Annotated in this window: 14 protein-coding genes; 11 read left to right on the top strand and 3 right to left on the bottom strand. The window is 64.3% G+C overall.

Annotated elements, in window-relative coordinates; all coding sequences use genetic code 11:
• Positions 1-416 precede the first annotated feature (416 nt).
• Positions 417-2,678, top strand: coding sequence for a GGDEF/EAL domain-containing response regulator (locus ACQ4W0_RS18885; RefSeq protein WP_436578136.1), 2,262 nt, complete (start codon positions 417-419; stop codon positions 2,676-2,678).
• A gap of 70 nt (positions 2,679-2,748) precedes the next feature.
• On the opposite strand, the gene ACQ4W0_RS18880 is transcribed toward ACQ4W0_RS18885, so the two are convergent.
• Both ACQ4W0_RS18880 and ACQ4W0_RS18875 read right to left on the bottom strand, forming a co-directional pair.
• The gene (locus ACQ4W0_RS18880) at positions 2,749-3,195 is read right to left on the bottom strand and encodes a CBS domain-containing protein (RefSeq protein WP_010398828.1); all 447 of its coding nucleotides are present in this window, start codon (positions 3,193-3,195) and stop codon (positions 2,749-2,751) included.
• A 224-nt stretch (positions 3,196-3,419) separates the two neighbouring features.
• Complete coding sequence (locus tag ACQ4W0_RS18875; protein ID WP_436578135.1) at positions 3,420-4,043, bottom strand: 2OG-Fe(II) oxygenase; 624 nt, start codon at positions 4,041-4,043, stop codon at positions 3,420-3,422.
• Between the two features lie 281 nt (positions 4,044-4,324).
• Between ACQ4W0_RS18875 and ACQ4W0_RS18870 the strand changes: the two genes are divergently transcribed.
• From ACQ4W0_RS18870 to ACQ4W0_RS18855, 4 genes are read left to right on the top strand one after another with little or no spacing between them, the layout of a single operon-like run.
• Positions 4,325-5,635, top strand: coding sequence for an O-acetylhomoserine aminocarboxypropyltransferase (locus ACQ4W0_RS18870; protein WP_436578134.1), 1,311 nt, complete (start codon positions 4,325-4,327; stop codon positions 5,633-5,635).
• A gap of 1 nt (position 5,636) precedes the next feature.
• A complete protein-coding gene (locus ACQ4W0_RS18865; protein WP_436578133.1) occupies positions 5,637-6,449 on the top strand; it encodes an alpha/beta fold hydrolase in 813 nt (270 codons plus the stop codon).
• Positions 6,450-6,482: 33 nt separating this feature from the next.
• Entirely contained in the window at positions 6,483-7,889 is a 1,407-nt protein-coding gene (locus tag ACQ4W0_RS18860) for a PoNe immunity protein domain-containing protein (protein ID WP_436578132.1), read from the top strand.
• 29 nt (positions 7,890-7,918) lie between these two features.
• A complete protein-coding gene (locus ACQ4W0_RS18855; protein ID WP_436578131.1) occupies positions 7,919-9,907 on the top strand; it encodes a DUF6630 family protein in 1,989 nt (662 codons plus the stop codon).
• 13 nt (positions 9,908-9,920) lie between these two features.
• Here the strand turns inward: ACQ4W0_RS18855 and ACQ4W0_RS18850 are convergent, their stop codons facing one another.
• Positions 9,921-11,297, bottom strand: coding sequence for a YihY family inner membrane protein (locus ACQ4W0_RS18850; protein ID WP_436578130.1), 1,377 nt, complete (start codon positions 11,295-11,297; stop codon positions 9,921-9,923).
• Between the two features lie 67 nt (positions 11,298-11,364).
• Here ACQ4W0_RS18850 and wrbA point away from each other — a divergent pair, with 67 nt between their 5' ends.
• The 6 genes from wrbA to ACQ4W0_RS18820 are packed head-to-tail and all read left to right on the top strand — an operon-like array spanning position 11,365 to position 17,890.
• Positions 11,365-11,973: an NAD(P)H:quinone oxidoreductase gene (wrbA, locus tag ACQ4W0_RS18845; protein WP_436578393.1), complete on the top strand. Its 609-nt coding sequence runs from the start codon at positions 11,365-11,367 to the stop codon at positions 11,971-11,973.
• On the top strand, positions 11,973-12,383 hold the full coding sequence (locus ACQ4W0_RS18840) for a DUF2069 domain-containing protein (RefSeq protein WP_436578392.1): 411 nt from the start codon (positions 11,973-11,975) through the stop codon (positions 12,381-12,383). Before wrbA ends, ACQ4W0_RS18840 begins: the two co-directional genes overlap by 1 nt.
• Before the next feature lie 11 nt (positions 12,384-12,394).
• Positions 12,395-13,810 (top strand): FAD-binding oxidoreductase, encoded by a 1,416-nt coding sequence (locus ACQ4W0_RS18835; RefSeq protein WP_436578129.1) that lies wholly within the window; start codon positions 12,395-12,397, stop codon positions 13,808-13,810.
• The gene (locus ACQ4W0_RS18830) at positions 13,807-14,235 is read left to right on the top strand and encodes a DUF4124 domain-containing protein (RefSeq protein ID WP_436578128.1); all 429 of its coding nucleotides are present in this window, start codon (positions 13,807-13,809) and stop codon (positions 14,233-14,235) included. Before ACQ4W0_RS18835 ends, ACQ4W0_RS18830 begins: the two co-directional genes overlap by 4 nt.
• Complete coding sequence (locus tag ACQ4W0_RS18825) at positions 14,223-16,814, top strand: FtsX-like permease family protein (protein ID WP_436578391.1); 2,592 nt, start codon at positions 14,223-14,225, stop codon at positions 16,812-16,814. The genes ACQ4W0_RS18830 and ACQ4W0_RS18825 overlap by 13 nt, the downstream gene beginning before the upstream one ends.
• Positions 16,814-17,890: a lipocalin-like domain-containing protein gene (locus ACQ4W0_RS18820; RefSeq protein WP_436578127.1), complete on the top strand. Its 1,077-nt coding sequence runs from the start codon at positions 16,814-16,816 to the stop codon at positions 17,888-17,890. The genes ACQ4W0_RS18825 and ACQ4W0_RS18820 overlap by 1 nt, the downstream gene beginning before the upstream one ends.
• Positions 17,891-17,927: the final 37 nt, after the last annotated feature.

Genomic DNA, 17,927 nt, shown 5'->3' with positions numbered 1-17,927 from the left:
GAAGTGTGAAAGACTGGAAAACTCAATTCTACCAGCCTGCGGGGCATGCCATGCCGCTAATGCCGCAGCAAGGCCCGATATTGCCCCACCCGTCTCGCCATTTTAAAATCCCGCGTATTTTTTCACACAAAAATACCAAATATGAGTTGCAATCATGCAATACAAGAAATATTGCTCCGCAGAATAGACTTAAAAAAACATTTTGCTTATTAAATAGCTATATACTTGGATGATGGGCCATTAGAAAATGTGCACCTGAGTGCTGCATTTTCGATGCGCCCTGAGTGCATCAGAAATGGCCAGGGCTAGGCGCGGCGCCGAAGACAGTACGCGAGTACGGCGAGGCGCTGCAACAACGCCATGGACATTTCTGATGTGCTCACATCTCGTTCCGAGTCATCCTGGAGAAGCTATACATGCCCGCACCGATCATCCCCCTTGACGCCAACAAGGACGATCACGACGACCTGGTATTCCTCGATGAGCAACCAGCGGCGCCGCTGGCCGTCGCACCGCGCAGCGTCTGGCGGGTGATGATCATCGACGACGATGAAGACGTCCACTCCACCACCACTTTCGCCCTAGGCAACCTGGAAATGCAGCACCGCCCGCTGGAATTCGTGCATGCGTATTCGGCCGGCCAGGCGCGCGAACTGCTCAAGCATGAAAACGACATCGCCGTCATCCTGCTCGACGTAGTGATGGAACAGGACGACGCGGGCCTGCATCTGGTGCGCTACATCCGCGAAACCTTGAAGATGACGGATGTGCGCATCATCCTGCGCACGGGCCAGCCAGGCTATGCGCCGGAAATCGACGCCATCCGCGATTTCGACATCAACGATTACAAGACCAAGTCCGAACTGACGCGCATCAAGCTGTTTACCACGGTGACGGCAGCCATCCGTTCGTACGAGCAGATACGTTCGATCAGCAACAGCCGGCGTGGCCTGGACCGGATCGTCCACGCCAGCACGCAGCTGATGGCGCTGCATGGTGTGCAGAATTTCTCGGCCGGCGTGCTGGCGCAAATCGCCGACCTGCTGGGCATCCGCGCCGACGGCGTGCTGTGCGCGCAGGACTTGCAGGACAGCGGCGCCAGGGAGCTGCTCGTCTCGGCCTGCACGGGCAGCTTTTCCAGCCTGCCGCACAGCGCCCTGTGCGGCCTGCAAAACCCCCGCGTGATGGCGGCCATCGAGCACACGCTGGCGCAGCGGCGCAATGTGTACGCGCACGACTACGCCACCCTGTACTTTGCGGGCAAGGCCAGCCGCGACGCGGCCGCCTACCTGGTCCTGCCGCGCCCCCTCACCGCCATCGATGAAAGCCTGTTGGAAGTGTTTTGCAGCAACGTCGCCGTGGGCCTGGACAACGTCGAGCTGGTATCGCACCTGCACAATGCCGCCTTCTACGACCAGTTGTCGAAGCTGCCCAACCGCACGCGCCTGGTGGAAATCCTCGATGCCGCCCTGGCCGGCCCCGCGCGCGACGACGCCACCCTGGCGCTGGTCGACCTCGACCACTTTGCCGAGACCAACGACGCGCTGGGGCACCAGTTCGGCGACACCCTGCTGGTCGCCGTGGCGGGCCGCCTGCAAACCCAGCTGGGGGCGCAGCTGACGGTGGCGCGCCTGGGCGGCGACATCTTTTGCGTGCTGGGCGACTCGTCGCAAGTCAATCCGGCCAACATCCTGGCCCTGTTCCAGCCGCCCTTCAGCATCGATGGCCAGGATGTGCAACTGTCCGCCACCCTGGGCCTGGTGCGGCTGGGCGAACATGCGGGCACGGGCGCCGATGCACTGAAGGATGCCGATATCGCCTTGAAACGGGCGAAAAGCCAGCAGCGCGCCGGACACTTCTATTTCTCGCGCAGCATGGGCATTGAAATCCGCGAACGGGTGCGCATGATGCACGCGCTGCGCACGGCCTTCAGCCAGGACCAGCTGTTTGTCGTCTACCAGCCGCAGATCGACCTGACCACGCGCCGCCCCGTGGGCGCCGAAGCGCTGCTGCGCTGGCAGACGCCGGATGGCAAGTTCATCTCGCCCGACCGCTTCATCCCGATTGCCGAATATTCGGGCATCATCATCGACCTGGGTGAATGGGTGCTGCGCACGGCTTGCCGCGAACTGGTGCTGCTGCGCGAGCAGGGCCACCGCAACTTCGTCATGTCCGTCAACGTGTCGCAAGTACAGTTCCGCCACCCCCTGTTTTTGGAAATGCTGCGCGCGGCGCTGGAAGAGACGCAGGCGCCGCCCGAGTTCATCGAACTGGAAATCACGGAATCGATGGCCATGGAAGAACCGGACATGCTGATCAAGATGTTGTGGCAGATCAAGCAGACGGGCGTCAGCATCGCCATCGACGACTTCGGCACGGGCTTCTCCTCGCTATCGTACCTGCAGCGCCTGCAGGTCGACCGCCTGAAAATCGACCGTGCCTTCGTCACCGAGATCACGGGCTCCGCGCGCGGCAGCAGCATCGCCGAAATGGTCATCCAGCTGGGCCGCAACCTGGGCCTGGCCGTGATCGCCGAAGGGGTGGAAGACGAGCGCCAGGCGCAGATACTGCAGGCGCTGGGCTGCCCGATGGCGCAGGGCTTTTTGTTTGCCCGCCCCATGACGGCCACGGCGCTGGGCACCTGGCTGAACAACGAGGCGCTGCAGGGGGCGGCGTAGGCGGCGCCACTCGCTTCTGCAATGCAAAACGCCGGCAGTGCCGGCGTTGTTATTACTGCATTACGATCACTTAGTCAGTGGTTTCAGCCGGCCAGTCGCGGATATACGCCTTGAGCATCTGGTTTTCAAAGCTTTGCGCTTCGAGCACGGCGCGTGCCACGTCGTAGAAGGAGATGACGCCCAACAAGGTCTTGGCGTTCATGACGGGCAGGTAGCGCGCATGTTTTTCCAGCATGATGCGGCGCACTTCGTTGACTTCCGTATCCGGCGTAACCGTGATCGGGTGGTCATCCATGTGCTTGCGCACGGTGCCGCCGCCGATCTGACCCGCGTTTTCATGCAGCGCGTTGAGCACTTCGCGGAAGGTCAGCATGCCGACCAAGTCGCCAAATTCCATTACCACCAGCGAACCGATGTCTTTTTCGGCCATGGTATTGGCCGCGTCAAGCAAGGGCTGGTCAGGCGTGACCGTGTAGAGGATATTGCCCTTGACTTGGAGAATTTCAGATACTTTCATATTGGCCGTCCTGTCCGCGTGATTGGTATTTTAGTTATTCTAGCCCTTACTGCGACTGTAGCCTATGCCTGCGGAAAAATCCAGCCTTGCGCGCAATCAAATCGAGGGGGATTGTCGGGCAAGAAAAACGTAACGAGCGGATGCGCGGCGCGGCCGAGAAGCGCAGCGGTACGCGAGTACCGCGAGCATCGCCGGCCGTGCCCCGCGACGCGCAGTAGTTTTTCTCATGCTCGGCGGCGGAACCAGCCGGCGATGGATAGACGCTCGCGCGCCGTCGGCAGCACTTCGTGCAGCATATCGCCCGACAGGAACATGGCCATGCGCCCTGCTTCGGGCGCGATATCCACGCTGGGGCCGCCATCGGGGTGCAAACGCAGCGCGCCGCCGTGTTCGGGCAGCCAGTCGTCGTTCAGGTACAGCACGACGGACACGGTGCGCTTGTCGTCGTCGCGGAAACGGTCCAGATGGGCCCGGTAAAAGGCGCCCGGCGCGTACAGTGCGAAATGGCTTTCGTACTCGTCCAGGCCCAGGAACAGCTCACGGTTGAGTACCTGGCGCAATGCTTCCATGTGTTCCAGATAGCGGTCGCAGGCCTTTGAACGGCCCGCTTCCAGCCATGCAATATGGTCGCCGCGGATATCGGGCTGCAGCAGGGGCGCATGGCCGCTGCCCACGCCGGCGCCTTTCATCTTGCCGCTGAGCATGGATTGCACGCATTCGGCGGCCAGCTGGCGGCTGAGTTCAGGAGCAATGAAATGCTCCTGCATGAGCCAGCCTGCACGGCACAGGCCGTCGACGATAGATGGTCCGGGCACCGCAAGGGCGCCGTCGAACGATATTGCGGGCATAGAATTTTTCCTGGTGGACATACATGAGAGTGCGCCTGAAGCCCAGGATTTCGTTCGTTTGCAGCTGCTTCCTGGCGGTGCGGCGCACGCGCGAAGGTCGAACAGCCCGAATATCACTGACACGGCATCGTACCACCGCCACGCGGAGCCGGTCACTTTTTTCGACGTCAAGTGACACGCGCCGCCCGCCAGCACGGCGCCATGCGCCCTGCACGCGCGCCCTTTTACTCAGAGGCAAATCAGGTTACGATCTTGCCACTATAAAACTTGGCGGAGACACCATGAGCGGCCCGAAATACCCCGGTTTCGATACTTTATCCCTGCATGCGGGCGCGGCGCCCGACCCGGCTACGGGCGCGCGCGCCACGCCCATCCATTTCACGTCCTCGTTTGCCTTCAAGAGTTCGGAGCATGCGGCCTCGCTGTTCAACATGGAACGGGCCGGCCACGTATATACACGCATCTCGAATCCCACCAACGCCGTGCTGGAAGAGCGCATCGCCGCGCTGGAAGGTGGCGTGGCCGGCATCGCCACGGCCAGCGGCCAGGCCGCCATGCACCTTGGTTTATCTACCATCGCCGGCGCCGGCTCGCACATCGTCGCCTCGCGCGCCCTGTACGGCGGCTCGCACAACCTGCTGGCCTACACATTAAAACGCTTCGGCATCGACACCACGTTTGTCGACCCGCGCGACGTGGACGCCTGGCGCGCCGCCATCCGCCCAAATACGAAAGTACTGTTTGCCGAAACCCTGGGCAATCCCGGCCTCGACGTGCTGGACATCCCGACGATTGCCGCCCTGGCGCACGAACACCAGTTGCCGCTGATGCTCGACTCGACCTTTACCACACCGTATTTGCTGCGCCCCTTCGAGCACGGCGCCGACCTGGTGTTCCACTCGGCCACCAAGTTTTTATGCGGGCACGGTACGGCCATCGGCGGCTTGCTGGTCGATGGCGGCACCTTCGACTGGCAAACGGCGTACGACAAGACGGGCCGTTTTGCCGAACTGTGCGAACCGTATGACGGCTTTCACGGCATGGTCTTCGCCGAGGAGTCGACGGTGGCGCCGTTCGCCCTGCGCGCACGACGCGAAGGCTTGCGCGATTTCGGTGCCGTCATGAGCCCGCACAATGCCTTCGCCATCCTGCAGGGCATCGAAACTTTGGGCTTGCGCATGGACCGCCACGTGGCCAACACGCGCAAGGTGATCGACTTCCTGCTGGCCAATCCGGCCGTGGATGCCGTGTCCTATCCCGAACTGCCGTCGCACCCCGACTACGCACTGGCGAAAACCCTGCTGCCGAAAGGCGCGGGTGGCGTGTTCACCTTCCGCCTGCGTGGCGACCGCGCGGCAGGCCAGCGCTTTGTCGACAGCCTCAAGATCTTCTCGCACCTGGCCAACGTGGGCGACGCCAAGTCGCTCGTCATCCACCCCGCCTCCACCACGCATTTCCGCGTGCCCGACGAGCAACTGGCGCAGGCGGGCATCACGCAGGGCACCATGCGTTTATCGGTGGGCCTGGAAGACGCGGACGATTTGATCGAAGACCTGGCCCGTGGTCTGAAACTGTCGCAGAAAGGCGCCTGACATGTTATTCACCATCGAGAACACCACGGCCTACTGCTACACGGGCGGCAAACCATACAAGCCGGATCAGCCCACGGCCGTCTTCATCCACGGCGCGCAGAACGACCATTGCGTGTGGGCCCTGCAAACGCGCTATTTCGCCCACCACGGCTGGAACGTGCTGGCCGTCGACTTGCCGGGCCACGGGCGCAGCCTGGGCGCGGCGAAAGCCAGCGTCGAAGAGCTGGCGCGCTGGATACTGGCCGTGCTGGACGCAGCTGGTGCGGCCAAGGCCATGCTGATCGGCCACAGCATGGGTTCATTGATCGCGCTGGAAGCGGCGTACCTGGCGCCGGACAGGGTCAGCCACCTGGCCATGCTGGGGTCCACCTACCCGATGAAGGTCTCGCCAGCGCTGCTGGAAACCTCGCTCAACGATGAACAGGCGGCCATCGACATGGTCAATATCTGGTCGCACTCGTCAATCGCGCAAAAGCCCTCGTTTCCTGGCCCGGGCTTCTATGCCATGGGCGGCGCGCGGCGCTTGAAACAGCGCATCGCCGCCCTCAATCCCGATCACGTGTTTCATACGGATTTTTTCGCCTGCAATGCCTACACGAACGGTGAAATTGCCTCCGCTTCGGTACACTGCCCCACTTTATTCATTTTCGGCGCGCGCGACATGATGACGCCGCCCAAATCGACCAGGCTGCTGACGTCCACCATCGCGCATGGCACGATGGTGCAGCTCGACAGCGGGCACGAATTGATGGCCGAGCAGCCCGACGCCGTGCTCGACGCGCTGTTTGCGTTTGCGCAAAGCACGCCGGCATGACGCCATGCCACACACACTTTTTAGGATAGATAGATGATGTTGTTGAATACCCTGCTCGATGAATTGACTGGCCGCAGCAGCGGCACGGAAGATGAGCGCTACGAGTGTTATAAATGGCTGCAACAGCTGCGCTTCACCAACCCGCAGGCGGCCGAAGGCGGCTCCATGGCCGGCATTCCGTACTACCAATGGTGCCGGCTGCCGCAGGCGCTCGTCGTGGCGGGCCAGCACACGGATCTGCTGGTCGGCACCACAAGCTCCCAGTACCTGGTCTTCGAAGGCCGCCACGCGGCAGCCTTCGCGGCCGAACTGGGCTTGCAATACGACGCCAACAACCGCATCGACCGCCCCGGTGGCCTCGACGAGCTGCTCGAAGCCTACGAAGAGCAGACGGACGGCAGCTGGGCCACCCTGCCGAATGAACCGCCCGCGCCACCGCAGGCTGGCTGGGACGACGTGTACTTCCGCGTGCGCGACCTGAGCGACGGCAGGGCCATCCAGAGCGTGACTACCATCGCCTACGAGAGCAGCCGCTTCCCTGGCTACACCCTGCTGGGCACGACCATGGTGGGCGTCGGCGCCATCGTCCACGATGACGAGACGGCGCAGTATATGCAGCAAATCTTCGCTGATTGGACCATCCAGCGCGATTGCGCCGCCACCTGTCCGACTTCGTCCGCACCCTGGCCCTGCACGCCGCGCCAGGCGCCGCCCATGCCGCTCGGCACCCCATTCGATTTCGCCCGCAACCTGGCCTACCTGGACGCCCTGCTGGCGGCCTATGTGCGGGCACAGGCGCGGGCGCAAGACGAGGGTGGCGATAGCGCCTACTGGGATTGCGCGGCCGCCAGCGTGGCTTACCAGGTCTTCTCGCTGCGCTATACGGCCGGCCTGCCCTTGCCCGAGGTGGAGCCTGCGCTGGAAGCGGCCGTCGCCGCCTGCGAAACGGCGCGCGAGGAGCTGGCCGCCGCCTACGATGACGATGCCTTGCCCGCCTTTGATTTCGAACAATTGACGGATTACGCGCGCGCCTTGCAGTTGCTGGGCGCGACCTTGCTGTTCGGCCGCCACGACCTCGCTGCCCGCCTGGCCGCCCTGCAAACGGCCTTCGATGGCGAAAATGTGGTGTATGAAATGCTGCTGTCTGCCGTCGATCCGCAGCGTCCCGCCGTCGACGAATGGTATTTTGCCGAGCCCTATTCCGCCCTGTACGACTGCCTGGACGAGGACGATCCCGCGCAGCAGCTGGAGCACCTGCGGCACTACCTGGCCAGCTGGCATCGCGCGCTGGTGCGCGAAGACTGGTTCAACGGCCATTTGCGCGCGCAGGGCCTGGGCGGCTACTACGGCCTGTGGGCCTTCGAAGCGGCCGCCGCGGCAAAGCAGCTGGGCCTTGAGCGCAGCGCACTGGCCCACTGGGTCATGCCGCCGTCGCCCTGAGTACCCCGTTCACTTTTAGATAAATATCAATGATCAATACCGCAGCCCTGTTCAGCACGGCCTTCCTGCCCGGCCAAGCCGGCTTCGACACCGACGCCATCACGGGCCTGGCAGAATGGCGGCTGGACACACCCATGCTGTTCAAGCTGCTCATCGGCGCCGACGCGCAAGCCGTCGCCTGGCCCATCTATGACGATGGCGAAGACTGCCTCTGCGTGCTGGCCGCGCCAATGGTCCAGGCGCAAGCCAGCTGGCAAGCCCTGTCCGCCCTGATGGACAGGCCGCGCGACGCAGCGTCCATCAGCGCACGCAGCGCCATCAGCGCCCTGCTGGCCGGCGGCCAGCCATGGATCATCCTCGATAGCGTGCAGCTGATCCCGTACGATATCGACACGCCGGAATACGCGGCCGCGCTCGATGCCCAGCGCGCGGAAGCGCAAGCCTTGCACTCTGCCCTGCTGCGTGGCGACCGGGAAGCGCTGGCGTCCCTGCTGGCCGCCGGCGCCACTTCGCCCGCCACCGGCTACTGGTCGGCCACGGCCGATGCGCAACTTGCCGATGTCGAGGAGCTTGAAGGGGAAGACCTGCCCTTCCTGCAAGGACTGGAAGTGCGCAAGTGGCTGGAAGACGCGCTGTGCTACGAGGTCGCTGCGCTGGGGCAACCCGACATCCTGGGCCTGGTCACGCCGTATGGGCGCTGGATCGTGCCGCTGTCGCTGAACGTAACGACACTGGGCGTTTACCACGCGCACGATAGCTGGATCACCTTTGCCACGGCGGAGGCCCCCGATGCGCACGGCGTGCTGGACCTGAACGGCACGATGGTACTGCCGCCCGCACCTGGCGCCCTGAATGTGATCAGCCCCCACCTGGTACAGCAAATCGATCGCGACGGCGCCAGCCGTTTGCTGCGCCTGCCCGATGGCACGCTGCTGTTCGAAAGCGTGTACTACTTCCGCCAGCGCGACGATGGCTATATCGATATCCAGCGTCAGACGCACGATGACGAGCGCAATGTCTGCGGCGTGATCGACGCCACGGGCAAGGTAGTGCTGCCGACTGCCTACAGCTCCGTGCAGGATTTCGGCGCGAAAAAGAAAATCGCCATCGTCAGCCAGCGCATTGATGACCGCTTCCTGTTTGGCCTGGCGAATAAGCAGGGCGAACTGCTGGCGCCATGCCAGTACGAAACCATCGATTCCGCCACAACGTCGTCGCCGCCCAGGCTGCGCAAGAACCTGATTTTCGCCATCGATGCGCAAGGCCGGGCCTGCATGCTGACCCTGGATGGCAAGCAGGCGTTTACGCCCCTGTATCCGCCCGCCCACCATTTGCGCGGCGTGGCCGTGCAAAGCGACTTTTTATATGTCGTCAAGGATGGCATGGCCTGGACCATGGATTTCACGGGCCGGTTGCTGGAGCAGCTCGACACCGTGGACAACTTCAAGGCGGCCATCACGGCCCAATTGAGCGAGACCATGGGACTGGGCAAGAAGAAAGCGGTGCCACGCAACAGCTTTACGCCGGCGCAGATCCTGGCGCGGGCCGACCGCGAACAACTGCACGCCATGGCAACCCTGCTCTTGCTGGGCGATGCGGAACTGGCCGCGCGCTGCGTGGACATCACGCTGGAAGAGCTGGCGGAGGATGACCAGGAAGAAGAATACGAAGGCGATACGCCAGCAGCGGCGTGCTTCTTCCTGCTCTGGTGCACCGCCGCCGATGTGCTGGGCCACGGCGCCACCCTGGACTGGAAATCGGTCGATGAAGTACCGCACATCCACCTGCATATCGAACTGCCCGCGCTGCGGGACTTCCGCTGGGCGGAACGCGAAGACGGCGACGCCTTGGACGATGGCCTGGCCGCCATCGCCGCCCATTTGGCGCCGCATCAGCTGCACCTGGTGAACATGAACGGCGGCGAAGACACGTATTACCTGGGCGTGGTGCGCGCGCAGGATGCTGAGGCGTTCAGCAAGGTGGCGCTGCAGGCGGCCCTGCGGCCCGTAGTGTACTAAGAGTAAGGGGCGCTCAGTTGCATTTGACGGCCCCGAAATGCTGCGCCAGGCTCAGGCCCAGTCCCTGCTCCACGGCGTTTTCCACCTGCGCCGCCAGGGCGGCCGCGTCTTCGGCCGCCTTGATGTCGCGCTCGTTGGTGGAACCTGCCGGATAGCCGGAGTTCACGCGCATGCCGCCGAAGACGAATAAACGGTAGACATCGGCTAGGCTGATGCGGTTGACATTGCCCAGCAAGACCCAGTGGTCAGAACTGTCGGCCACGCGCTTGCCCCACTGCACGCGCACGGCGCCATCCACATTGACCCTTCCCACCCAGCCCTGCTGCACCATCTTGTCGAGCAGGGTTTCCATCTCTTCGAAACCCAGGCGCGTGCTGCGGCGGATCTCGGCCGCGCCCACCAGGGCCGAATCAGCGCAGTGGCAGGCCTGGTGCAGCACTTTCAAGATGGCGACGGCATCGACGAATTCGCTGCCCGGCGCCGCTTCGTACCACCAGCGCTCGTATTTCACGACAGGCAAGGCGGCCACCAGCAAGGCGCCCACCAGGGTGATCATCCAGCTCAGGTAAATCCATACGAGAAACAGCGGCAAGGCGGCCAGCGCGCCATAGATGCGCGAATAGGTGGGAAATTCCTGGATGAATTCACCGAAGCCCCGCTTGGCTACCTCGAACGCCAGCGCCGCCAGCAAGCCGCCCCAGGCCGCGTCGCGCCAATCCACGTCGCGGTTCGGCACGGCGATGTACAGCAGGGTAAACGCCAGCATGGTTAGGCCGACCGACACCAGCGTATAAAACACGGCGCCGAGGAAGGGCACGGCCCCCACCACGCCGCTGGTGGCCATGAACAGGCGCGAGGTCACCGTCAGCGACACGCCCACCAGCAGCGGGCCCAGGGTGACGATGGCCCAGTACACGAGCAGGCGCTTGGTCCAGCGGCGCTCCTGGCGCACGCGCCAGATGCGGTTGAAGACGCGTTCGATCAAGCCCATCATGCCCACCGAGGTGAAGATCAGGGCGCCCGCGCCAATGGCCGACAAGCGCGTGGCTTTCGAGGCAAACGTGGTCAGGTAGTCGAGGATGGTGTTCGAAATCCCCTTGGGCATCACGCTTTGCACGAAATAATCTTCCAGCGCGTGGCGGAAGGTATTAAACAGGGGGAAAGTGGTAAAGATGGCCAGGGCCAGGGTGAGCAGCGGCACAAGCGCGAACACGGTGGCGAATGTGAGGCTGCCGGCCACTTGCGGCAGGCTTTCCTCGCGCACGCGGCGGCGCGCGAACTGCAGCAGGTCGCGCGTTTCGGACCAGGTCAGGCCGCGCACGACGGCCAGCCCCATGCTCAGGGCGCGCCACAGGTATAGCAAGAACGGCAGTATATATTTTGAAAACATGTGCAAAATCAGAACGGCGCCATGACAGCAGTCGTATCAGGCTGTAAAGCGCCCTATAATACCAATGATGAAGCCAACCAATCTGATTATTCTCGTATTGTTTTATTCACGCCATGGCGCCACGCGCCAGTTGGCCGAGCTGATAGCCCAGGGAGTGGAAAGCGTGCCTGGCTGCGATGCGCGCCTGCGTACCGTGCCCGCCGTCTCCACCATAACCGAAGCAACAGCGCCGGAAGTCCCGCTTGACGGCGCGCCCTACGTGGAACTGGAAGACTTGCAGGAATGCGCGGGCCTGGCCCTGGGTTCGCCCACGCGCTTCGGCAACATGGCCGCCGCCATGAAGTACTTCTGGGATGGCACGGCCAGCGACTGGCTGTCCGGCAGCCTGTCCGGCAAGCCCGCCTGCGTGTTCACGTCCACGGGCAGCCTGCACGGCGGCCAGGAATCGACCCTGCTGTCGATGATGATCCCCCTCTTCCACCACGGCATGCTGGTCATGGGCCTGCCCTACACGCATGCGGAACTGATGACGACGACCACGGGCGGCTCGCCGTATGGCGCCACGCACTGGTCGGGCATCGATGGCGACAAGGCGCTCAGCGACGATGAAAAACGCCTGGCCATCGCCCTGGGCCGGCGCCTGGCGGAAAACGCCGCGAAACTGGCAGGCGCATGATGCACGGCGCACTGCACAAGTATTTTCACTGGGGCGCCATCGCCAGTCTCGTCACGCTGATTGTCTGGTGCCTGCTGTGGGAAACCGTCGTCGCGCCGCTGCAGCCGGGCGGCTCCTGGGTCGTACTGAAGGCGGCGCCCCTGCTCATTCCCCTGTACGGCGTCATCAAGCGCGACGTCTACACCCTGCAATGGTCGTCGATGGTGATCCTGCTGTACTTCACGGAAGGCGTGGTGCGCGGCTACAGCGACACGAATCCTGTCTCGGCCCTGATGGCCTGGGGCGAGGCGGCCATCGTCTGCGTCTACTTCTTCTGCGCCGTGCTGTATCTGCGCCCGTATAAAAAGGCTGCCAAGCGCATGGCCAGGGAACTGCTGGAAAAAGTGAATAAAGTGAGCATCAAGAAATGAGCGACACGCTAATGACTGACCAAACCGATTTCCTCGCCGCCTGCCGCGACCTGCTGGGCGACAGCTACGTACTCACCAACGACGCCGACACGGCGCCCTTCCTCACCGACTGGCGCGACAGGTTCACCGGCAAGGCACTGGCCGTGCTGCGCCCCGCCACGGTGGAACAAGTGGCAGGCGTGCTGCGCGCCTGCGCGCAATGGCAGATTCCCGTCGTGCCGCAAGGGGGCAATACGGGCCTGGTGTTGGGCAGCATCCCGGATGACGCGGGCACGGCCATCGTGCTGTCGCTGGCGCGCCTGAACAGCATCCGCGCGCTCGACCCCGTCAACCGCACCATCACGGTGGACGCGGGCTGCATCCTGCAAACCATCCAGGAAGCGGCCAGCGCCTCCGGCTGCCTGTTCCCCCTGTCGCTGGCGGCCGAGGGCAGTTGCACCATCGGCGGCAACCTGGCCACGAATGCGGGCGGCACGGCCGTGCTGCGCTACGGCAATACGCGCGAGCTGTGCCTGGGCCTGGAAGTGGTCACGCCGCAAGGCGAGATCTGGAGCGGCTTGCGCGGTTTGCGCAAGGACAATACCGGCTATGATTTGCGCGACCTCTACATCGGTGCCGAGGGCACCCTGGGGGTCATTACCGGCGCGGTGATGAAGCTGTATCCGCAGCCAAAAGCCTGCATCACGGCGCTGGCCGCCATGCCCTCGCCCGCCCACGCCTTGCGTTTGCTCTCCCTGATGCAGGACCATTGCGGCGCCAGCCTGACGGGTTTTGAATTGATGTCGCAGTATTGCTTGCAACTGGTGGCGGAGCAGTTCCCCCAGCTGCCACGGCCATTTGCCGAAGCCCATGGCCAGTACGTGTTGCTGGAGCTATCCAGCAGCCAGTCCGAGGCGCACGCCGTGGAATTGCTGGAAGCGAGCATCGGCGCGGCGCTGGAAGAGGAGTTGATCGAGGACGCCGTCGTCGCCAGTTCCGTGGCGCAGTCCGAAGGGCTGTGGCAGCTGCGCGAGCACATTCCGCTGGCGCAAGCGCAAGCGGGCAAGAACATCAAGCACGATATATCACTACCCATTTCCTGCATCGCCGATTTTATTGCCGTCACGGACGTGGCCCTGGAAACGGCCTTCCCCGGCTGCCAGCTCGTGTGCTTCGGTCACCTGGGCGACGGCAACCTGCATTACAACGTGGCGCCGCCGCCCGGCATGACAGATCGTGACTTCCTCGCCAACCAGGATGCCATCAACCGCATCGTGCACGACCAGGTCCATGGCTTTGGAGGCTCGATTTCGGCCGAACACGGTATCGGCGCCCTCAAAAAGAACGACCTGGCGCGCTACAAGTCGCCGCTGGAGTTGCAGCTGATGCGCGCCGTGAAACAGGCGCTGGACCCGCAAAACATCATGAATCCGGGGAAAATCCTGTGAAATCGCCGTCCCTCCTGCTCTGCGCCATGGCCTTGCTGGCCGGCTCCGCCAGCGCGCAGGACGTCTACAAATGCGTGCAGGATGGCCAGACCAGCTACAGCGCCACGCCATGCACGGGCGGCCAGTTGCAGATCCTGGAAATCCCCTCTCCCCCGCCTGCCGTCGACAAGGGCGCGGCCACGCGCCAGGAACGGGTAGCCAGCCAGATGGAAGCGGCACGCAAGAAGCAGGAAAATCTGGCAGACCAGGCGCGCGAACGGGCCGCCAAGCAGAAGGAAACGCATGACAAGCATTGCGCCCAGCTGCGCCTGGAGCAAAAATGGGCGGCGCAGGACGCCGTCGGCGCCGGCGACAGGAACCGCGACGCGGCGCAACTGAAAGCGCGGCGCGCCGGCGAACGCCTGGCCGTCGACTGTCTGAATTGAGTGCGCCGCTGGCCAGCCCGGCATCGACGCGCCTGCTGTCGCGCTGGCTGCTGCTGGGCGAATGGCGCGCGCATCCCGTGCGCGCCCTCGTCGCCATCCTCGCCATCGCCATCGGCGTGTCGCTGGGTTTTGCCATCCATTTGATCAACGCGGCCGCCTTCAATGAATTTTCCACGGCCGTCAAAAGCCTGTCCGGCCAGGCCGACGTGCAGGTGGCCGGGCGCGAAGCGTTGTTCGACGAAGCCATCTACCCATGGCTGGCGCAGCGCGACGGCGTGGCCATGGCCTCGCCCGTGCTGGACCTGCAGGCCGCAGTGGCCGGCAAGACGGACGGCGGCCCGCTGCACATCCTGGCGTTCGACGTCTTCCGCGCCGGCTTCATCTCGCCCGACCTGATCGGCGCACCCGCCGAAGGCCAGCCGTTCGACACCCTGGCCGACGACGCCCTCTTTTTATCGCCGGCCGCCTTGCGCTGGCTGAACGTGGCGCAAGACGACAAGATTGCCCTGCAATCGGGCACGGGCACGGTGTCGCTGCGCGTGGCCGGCTCGCTGCAGCGCGCGCGCGCGGGCCAGCGCATCGCCGTCATGGATATCGGCGCGGCGCAGTGGCGCTTCAACAAGCTGGGCAAGCTGTCGCGCATTGACTTGAAGCTGCGCCAAGGCGTCAACCGCGACGCTTTCCAGGCCGAGCTGGCGCGCGCGCTGGAAGCGCAGTACCCGGGGCGTTTCCAGGTAGGCCAGCCCAATGACGAGAACCAGAATAGCCGCAACAATAACCTCAGCCGCGCCTACCGGGTCAACCTGACGGTGCTGGCCCTCGTCGCCCTGTTTACGGGCGCCTTTCTGGTGTTTTCCACGCAGGCCTTGTCCGTCATCCGCCGCCGCGGCCAGTTCGCGCTGCTGCGCGTGCTGGGCATGGAGCGGGGTCAGTTGCTGCGCCAGGTGCTGCTGGAGGGCGCCAGCCTGGGCGTCGTCGGCGCCGCGCTGGGCATCGCCGGCGGCTATGCCGTGGCGGCCGTCGCCCTGCGCTTCTTTGGCGGCGATCTGGGCGCCGGCTATTTCGCGGGCGTGCAGCCGCAGGTGCAATTCACGCCCGTCGCCGCTTTCGTCTACTTTGCTCTCGGCCTGGGCGTGGCCTTGCTGGGCTGTGCCGCGCCCGCGCTGGAAGCGGCGCGCGCCGCCCCCGCCATCGCACTGAAATCGGGCAGCGAAGAAGTGGTGACGACGCGCCTGGCGAAAACCTGGCCCGCGCTGGCCTGTCTGCTGCTGGCCGGCGCCCTGACCTTGCTGCCACCCGTATTCGAACTGCCCCTGTTCGGCTATCTGTCCATCGCCCTGCTGCTGATCGGCGCCATCGCCCTGATGCCGCAACTGGCGGCCGTGGTCTTCCGTTCTCTGCAGCGCACATGGCTGCGCACGGAAACCAGCGCGCACGCGCCCGTGCGCAGCCTGACGCTGGCCCGCCTGGCAAATGCCTCGGGCCAGGCCGGCATCGCGCTCGGCGGCGTGCTGTCGAGCTTTAGCCTGATGGTGGCGATGGCCATCATGGTGTCGAGCTTCCGCGTCTCCGTCGATGACTGGCTGCTGCAGATTTTGCCGGCCGATGTGTATGTGCGCACGGCCGCCAGCGGCGGAACGGCGGGCCTGAACCCGCGCGAACAGGCGGCCATCACCGCCCTGCCCGGCGTGGCCCGAGTGGATTTCCAACGCGTGCGCTTGCTGTCGCTGGCGCCCGACCGCCCGAATGTGGTGCTGCTGGCGCGCCCCGTCAACCTGGCCGATCCGGGCAAGAGCATGGTGCTGGTAGGTGACACCCTGCCCGTGCTAGATGGCGCGCAAGCCGTGTGGCTGTCCGAGGCGGCGGCCGACCTGTACAACCACAAGCCGGGCGACAGCATCAAGCTGCCGCTGGCGGGCGGCTTGCACCAGTTTTTTATCGCCGGCATCTGGCGCGACTATGCACGCTCTTCCGGCGCCATCCAGATGCCGCTGGCCGACTACCGCGCCCTGACGGGCGACAATGACGTGAGCGATGCAGCCCTGTGGCTGGCCAAGGATGCCACGGGCGAGCAGCTGCAGCAGCGCCTGAAAGCCCTGCCGTTTGGCGCCAGCCTGGAAGTATCGAATCCGTCGGCCATCCGTGCCCTGAGCCTGCAAATCTTCGACCGCAGCTTCGCCGTCACGTATTTATTGGAAGCCATCGCCATCGTCATCGGCCTGTTCGGCGTGGCCGCCACGTTTTCCGCGCAGACCCTGGCGCGCGCGCGCGAATTCGGCATGCTGCGCCACGTGGGCGTGACGCGCGGGCAGATTTTGTCCATCCTGGCGCTGGAAGGCGGCGCGCTGACGGCGCTGGGCATCGCCACCGGCTTTGTTCTGGGCCTGTTGATCAGTTTTGTGCTGGTCTTCATCGTCAATCCCCAGTCATTTCACTGGACCATGCAACTGCACTTGCCGTGGCCCTTGATCGCCACGGTGGCCGCCGCCCTGCTGACAGCCGCCGCCCTCACGGCCCTGATCGCGGGCCGCCAGGCGCTGTCCGCAGGCCCCATCCGCGCCGTCAGGGAGGACTGGTAATGCGCCGTATAACTTATCTGCTGTTGTTCTGCAGCGCCGCCGCCATCGCCGCGCCGCCCGTTTTCGCCCCCGTCACGCCGCTGCCGACAGGTCAAACCCTGCGCCTGCCGCACGATTTCGGCGCCCATCCCGCGTATAAGACGGAATGGTGGTATGCCACCGGGTGGGTCAAAACCAGCGGCGGCGAACAACTGGGCTACCAGGTGACCTTCTTTCGCAGCGCCACGGCCGCCGATGCGGACAACCCCAGCGCGTTTGCGGCGAAACAGCTGATCATCGGCCACGCGGCCCTGTCTGACCCCAAGCTGGGCAAGCTGCTGCACGACGAGAAAAGCGCGCGCGAAGGTTTCGGCCTGGCCTACGCCAAGGTGGGCAACACGGATGTGAAACTCGACGACTGGCGCATGCAGCGGCAAGCCGACGGCAGCTACCAGGTCAGCCTGGTCGCGCGCGACTTTACACTGCAGCTGACCCTGGCCCCCACGCAGCCCGTGCTGCTGCAGGGCGAAGGCGGCTACTCGCGCAAGGGCGCGCGGCCCGCGCAATCGAGTTACTACTACAGCGAGCCGCAGCTTGCTACCCGTGGCACGATCGCACGCGCGGGCGGCAAGGCGGAAGCGGTGACGGGCACCACCTGGCTCGATCACGAGTGGTCCAGCCAGGTGCTCGATGCGGACGCCAGTGGCTGGAACTGGATAGGCGCCAACCTCGCTGATGGCGGCGCCTTGATGGCCTTCCAGATCCGCAGCAAGACAGGTGCTAAACTATGGGCGCACGCGACATGGCGCGATGCGTCCGGTAAGATGACGCAGTTCGCCCCCCATGAAGTCGATTTCACGCCCACGCAGCTGTGGCGTTCGCCCCGCACGCAGGCCGAATACCCTGTCGCCACCGAAATCCGTACGGGGTCCACGCGCTGGCAGATCAAGCCATTGCAGCCCGACCAGGAACTCGATTCGCGCCGCTCGACGGGCGCCGTGTACTGGGAAGGTGCCGTGGCGGTCGAGCGCGATGGCCAGCCGGTGGGCCGCGCCTACCTGGAAATGACGGGCTACGTGCAGCCGATGAAGTTATAAGCATTATCAGCACCATCGAATATGTAAATCAAAGCGA

This window comes from Janthinobacterium breve (assembly GCF_051380895.1).
Lineage (GTDB): Bacteria > Pseudomonadota > Gammaproteobacteria > Burkholderiales > Burkholderiaceae_D > Janthinobacterium.
The sequence above is the reverse complement of the archived record's forward strand: the minus strand, read 5'-3'. Positions and strand labels throughout refer to the sequence as shown.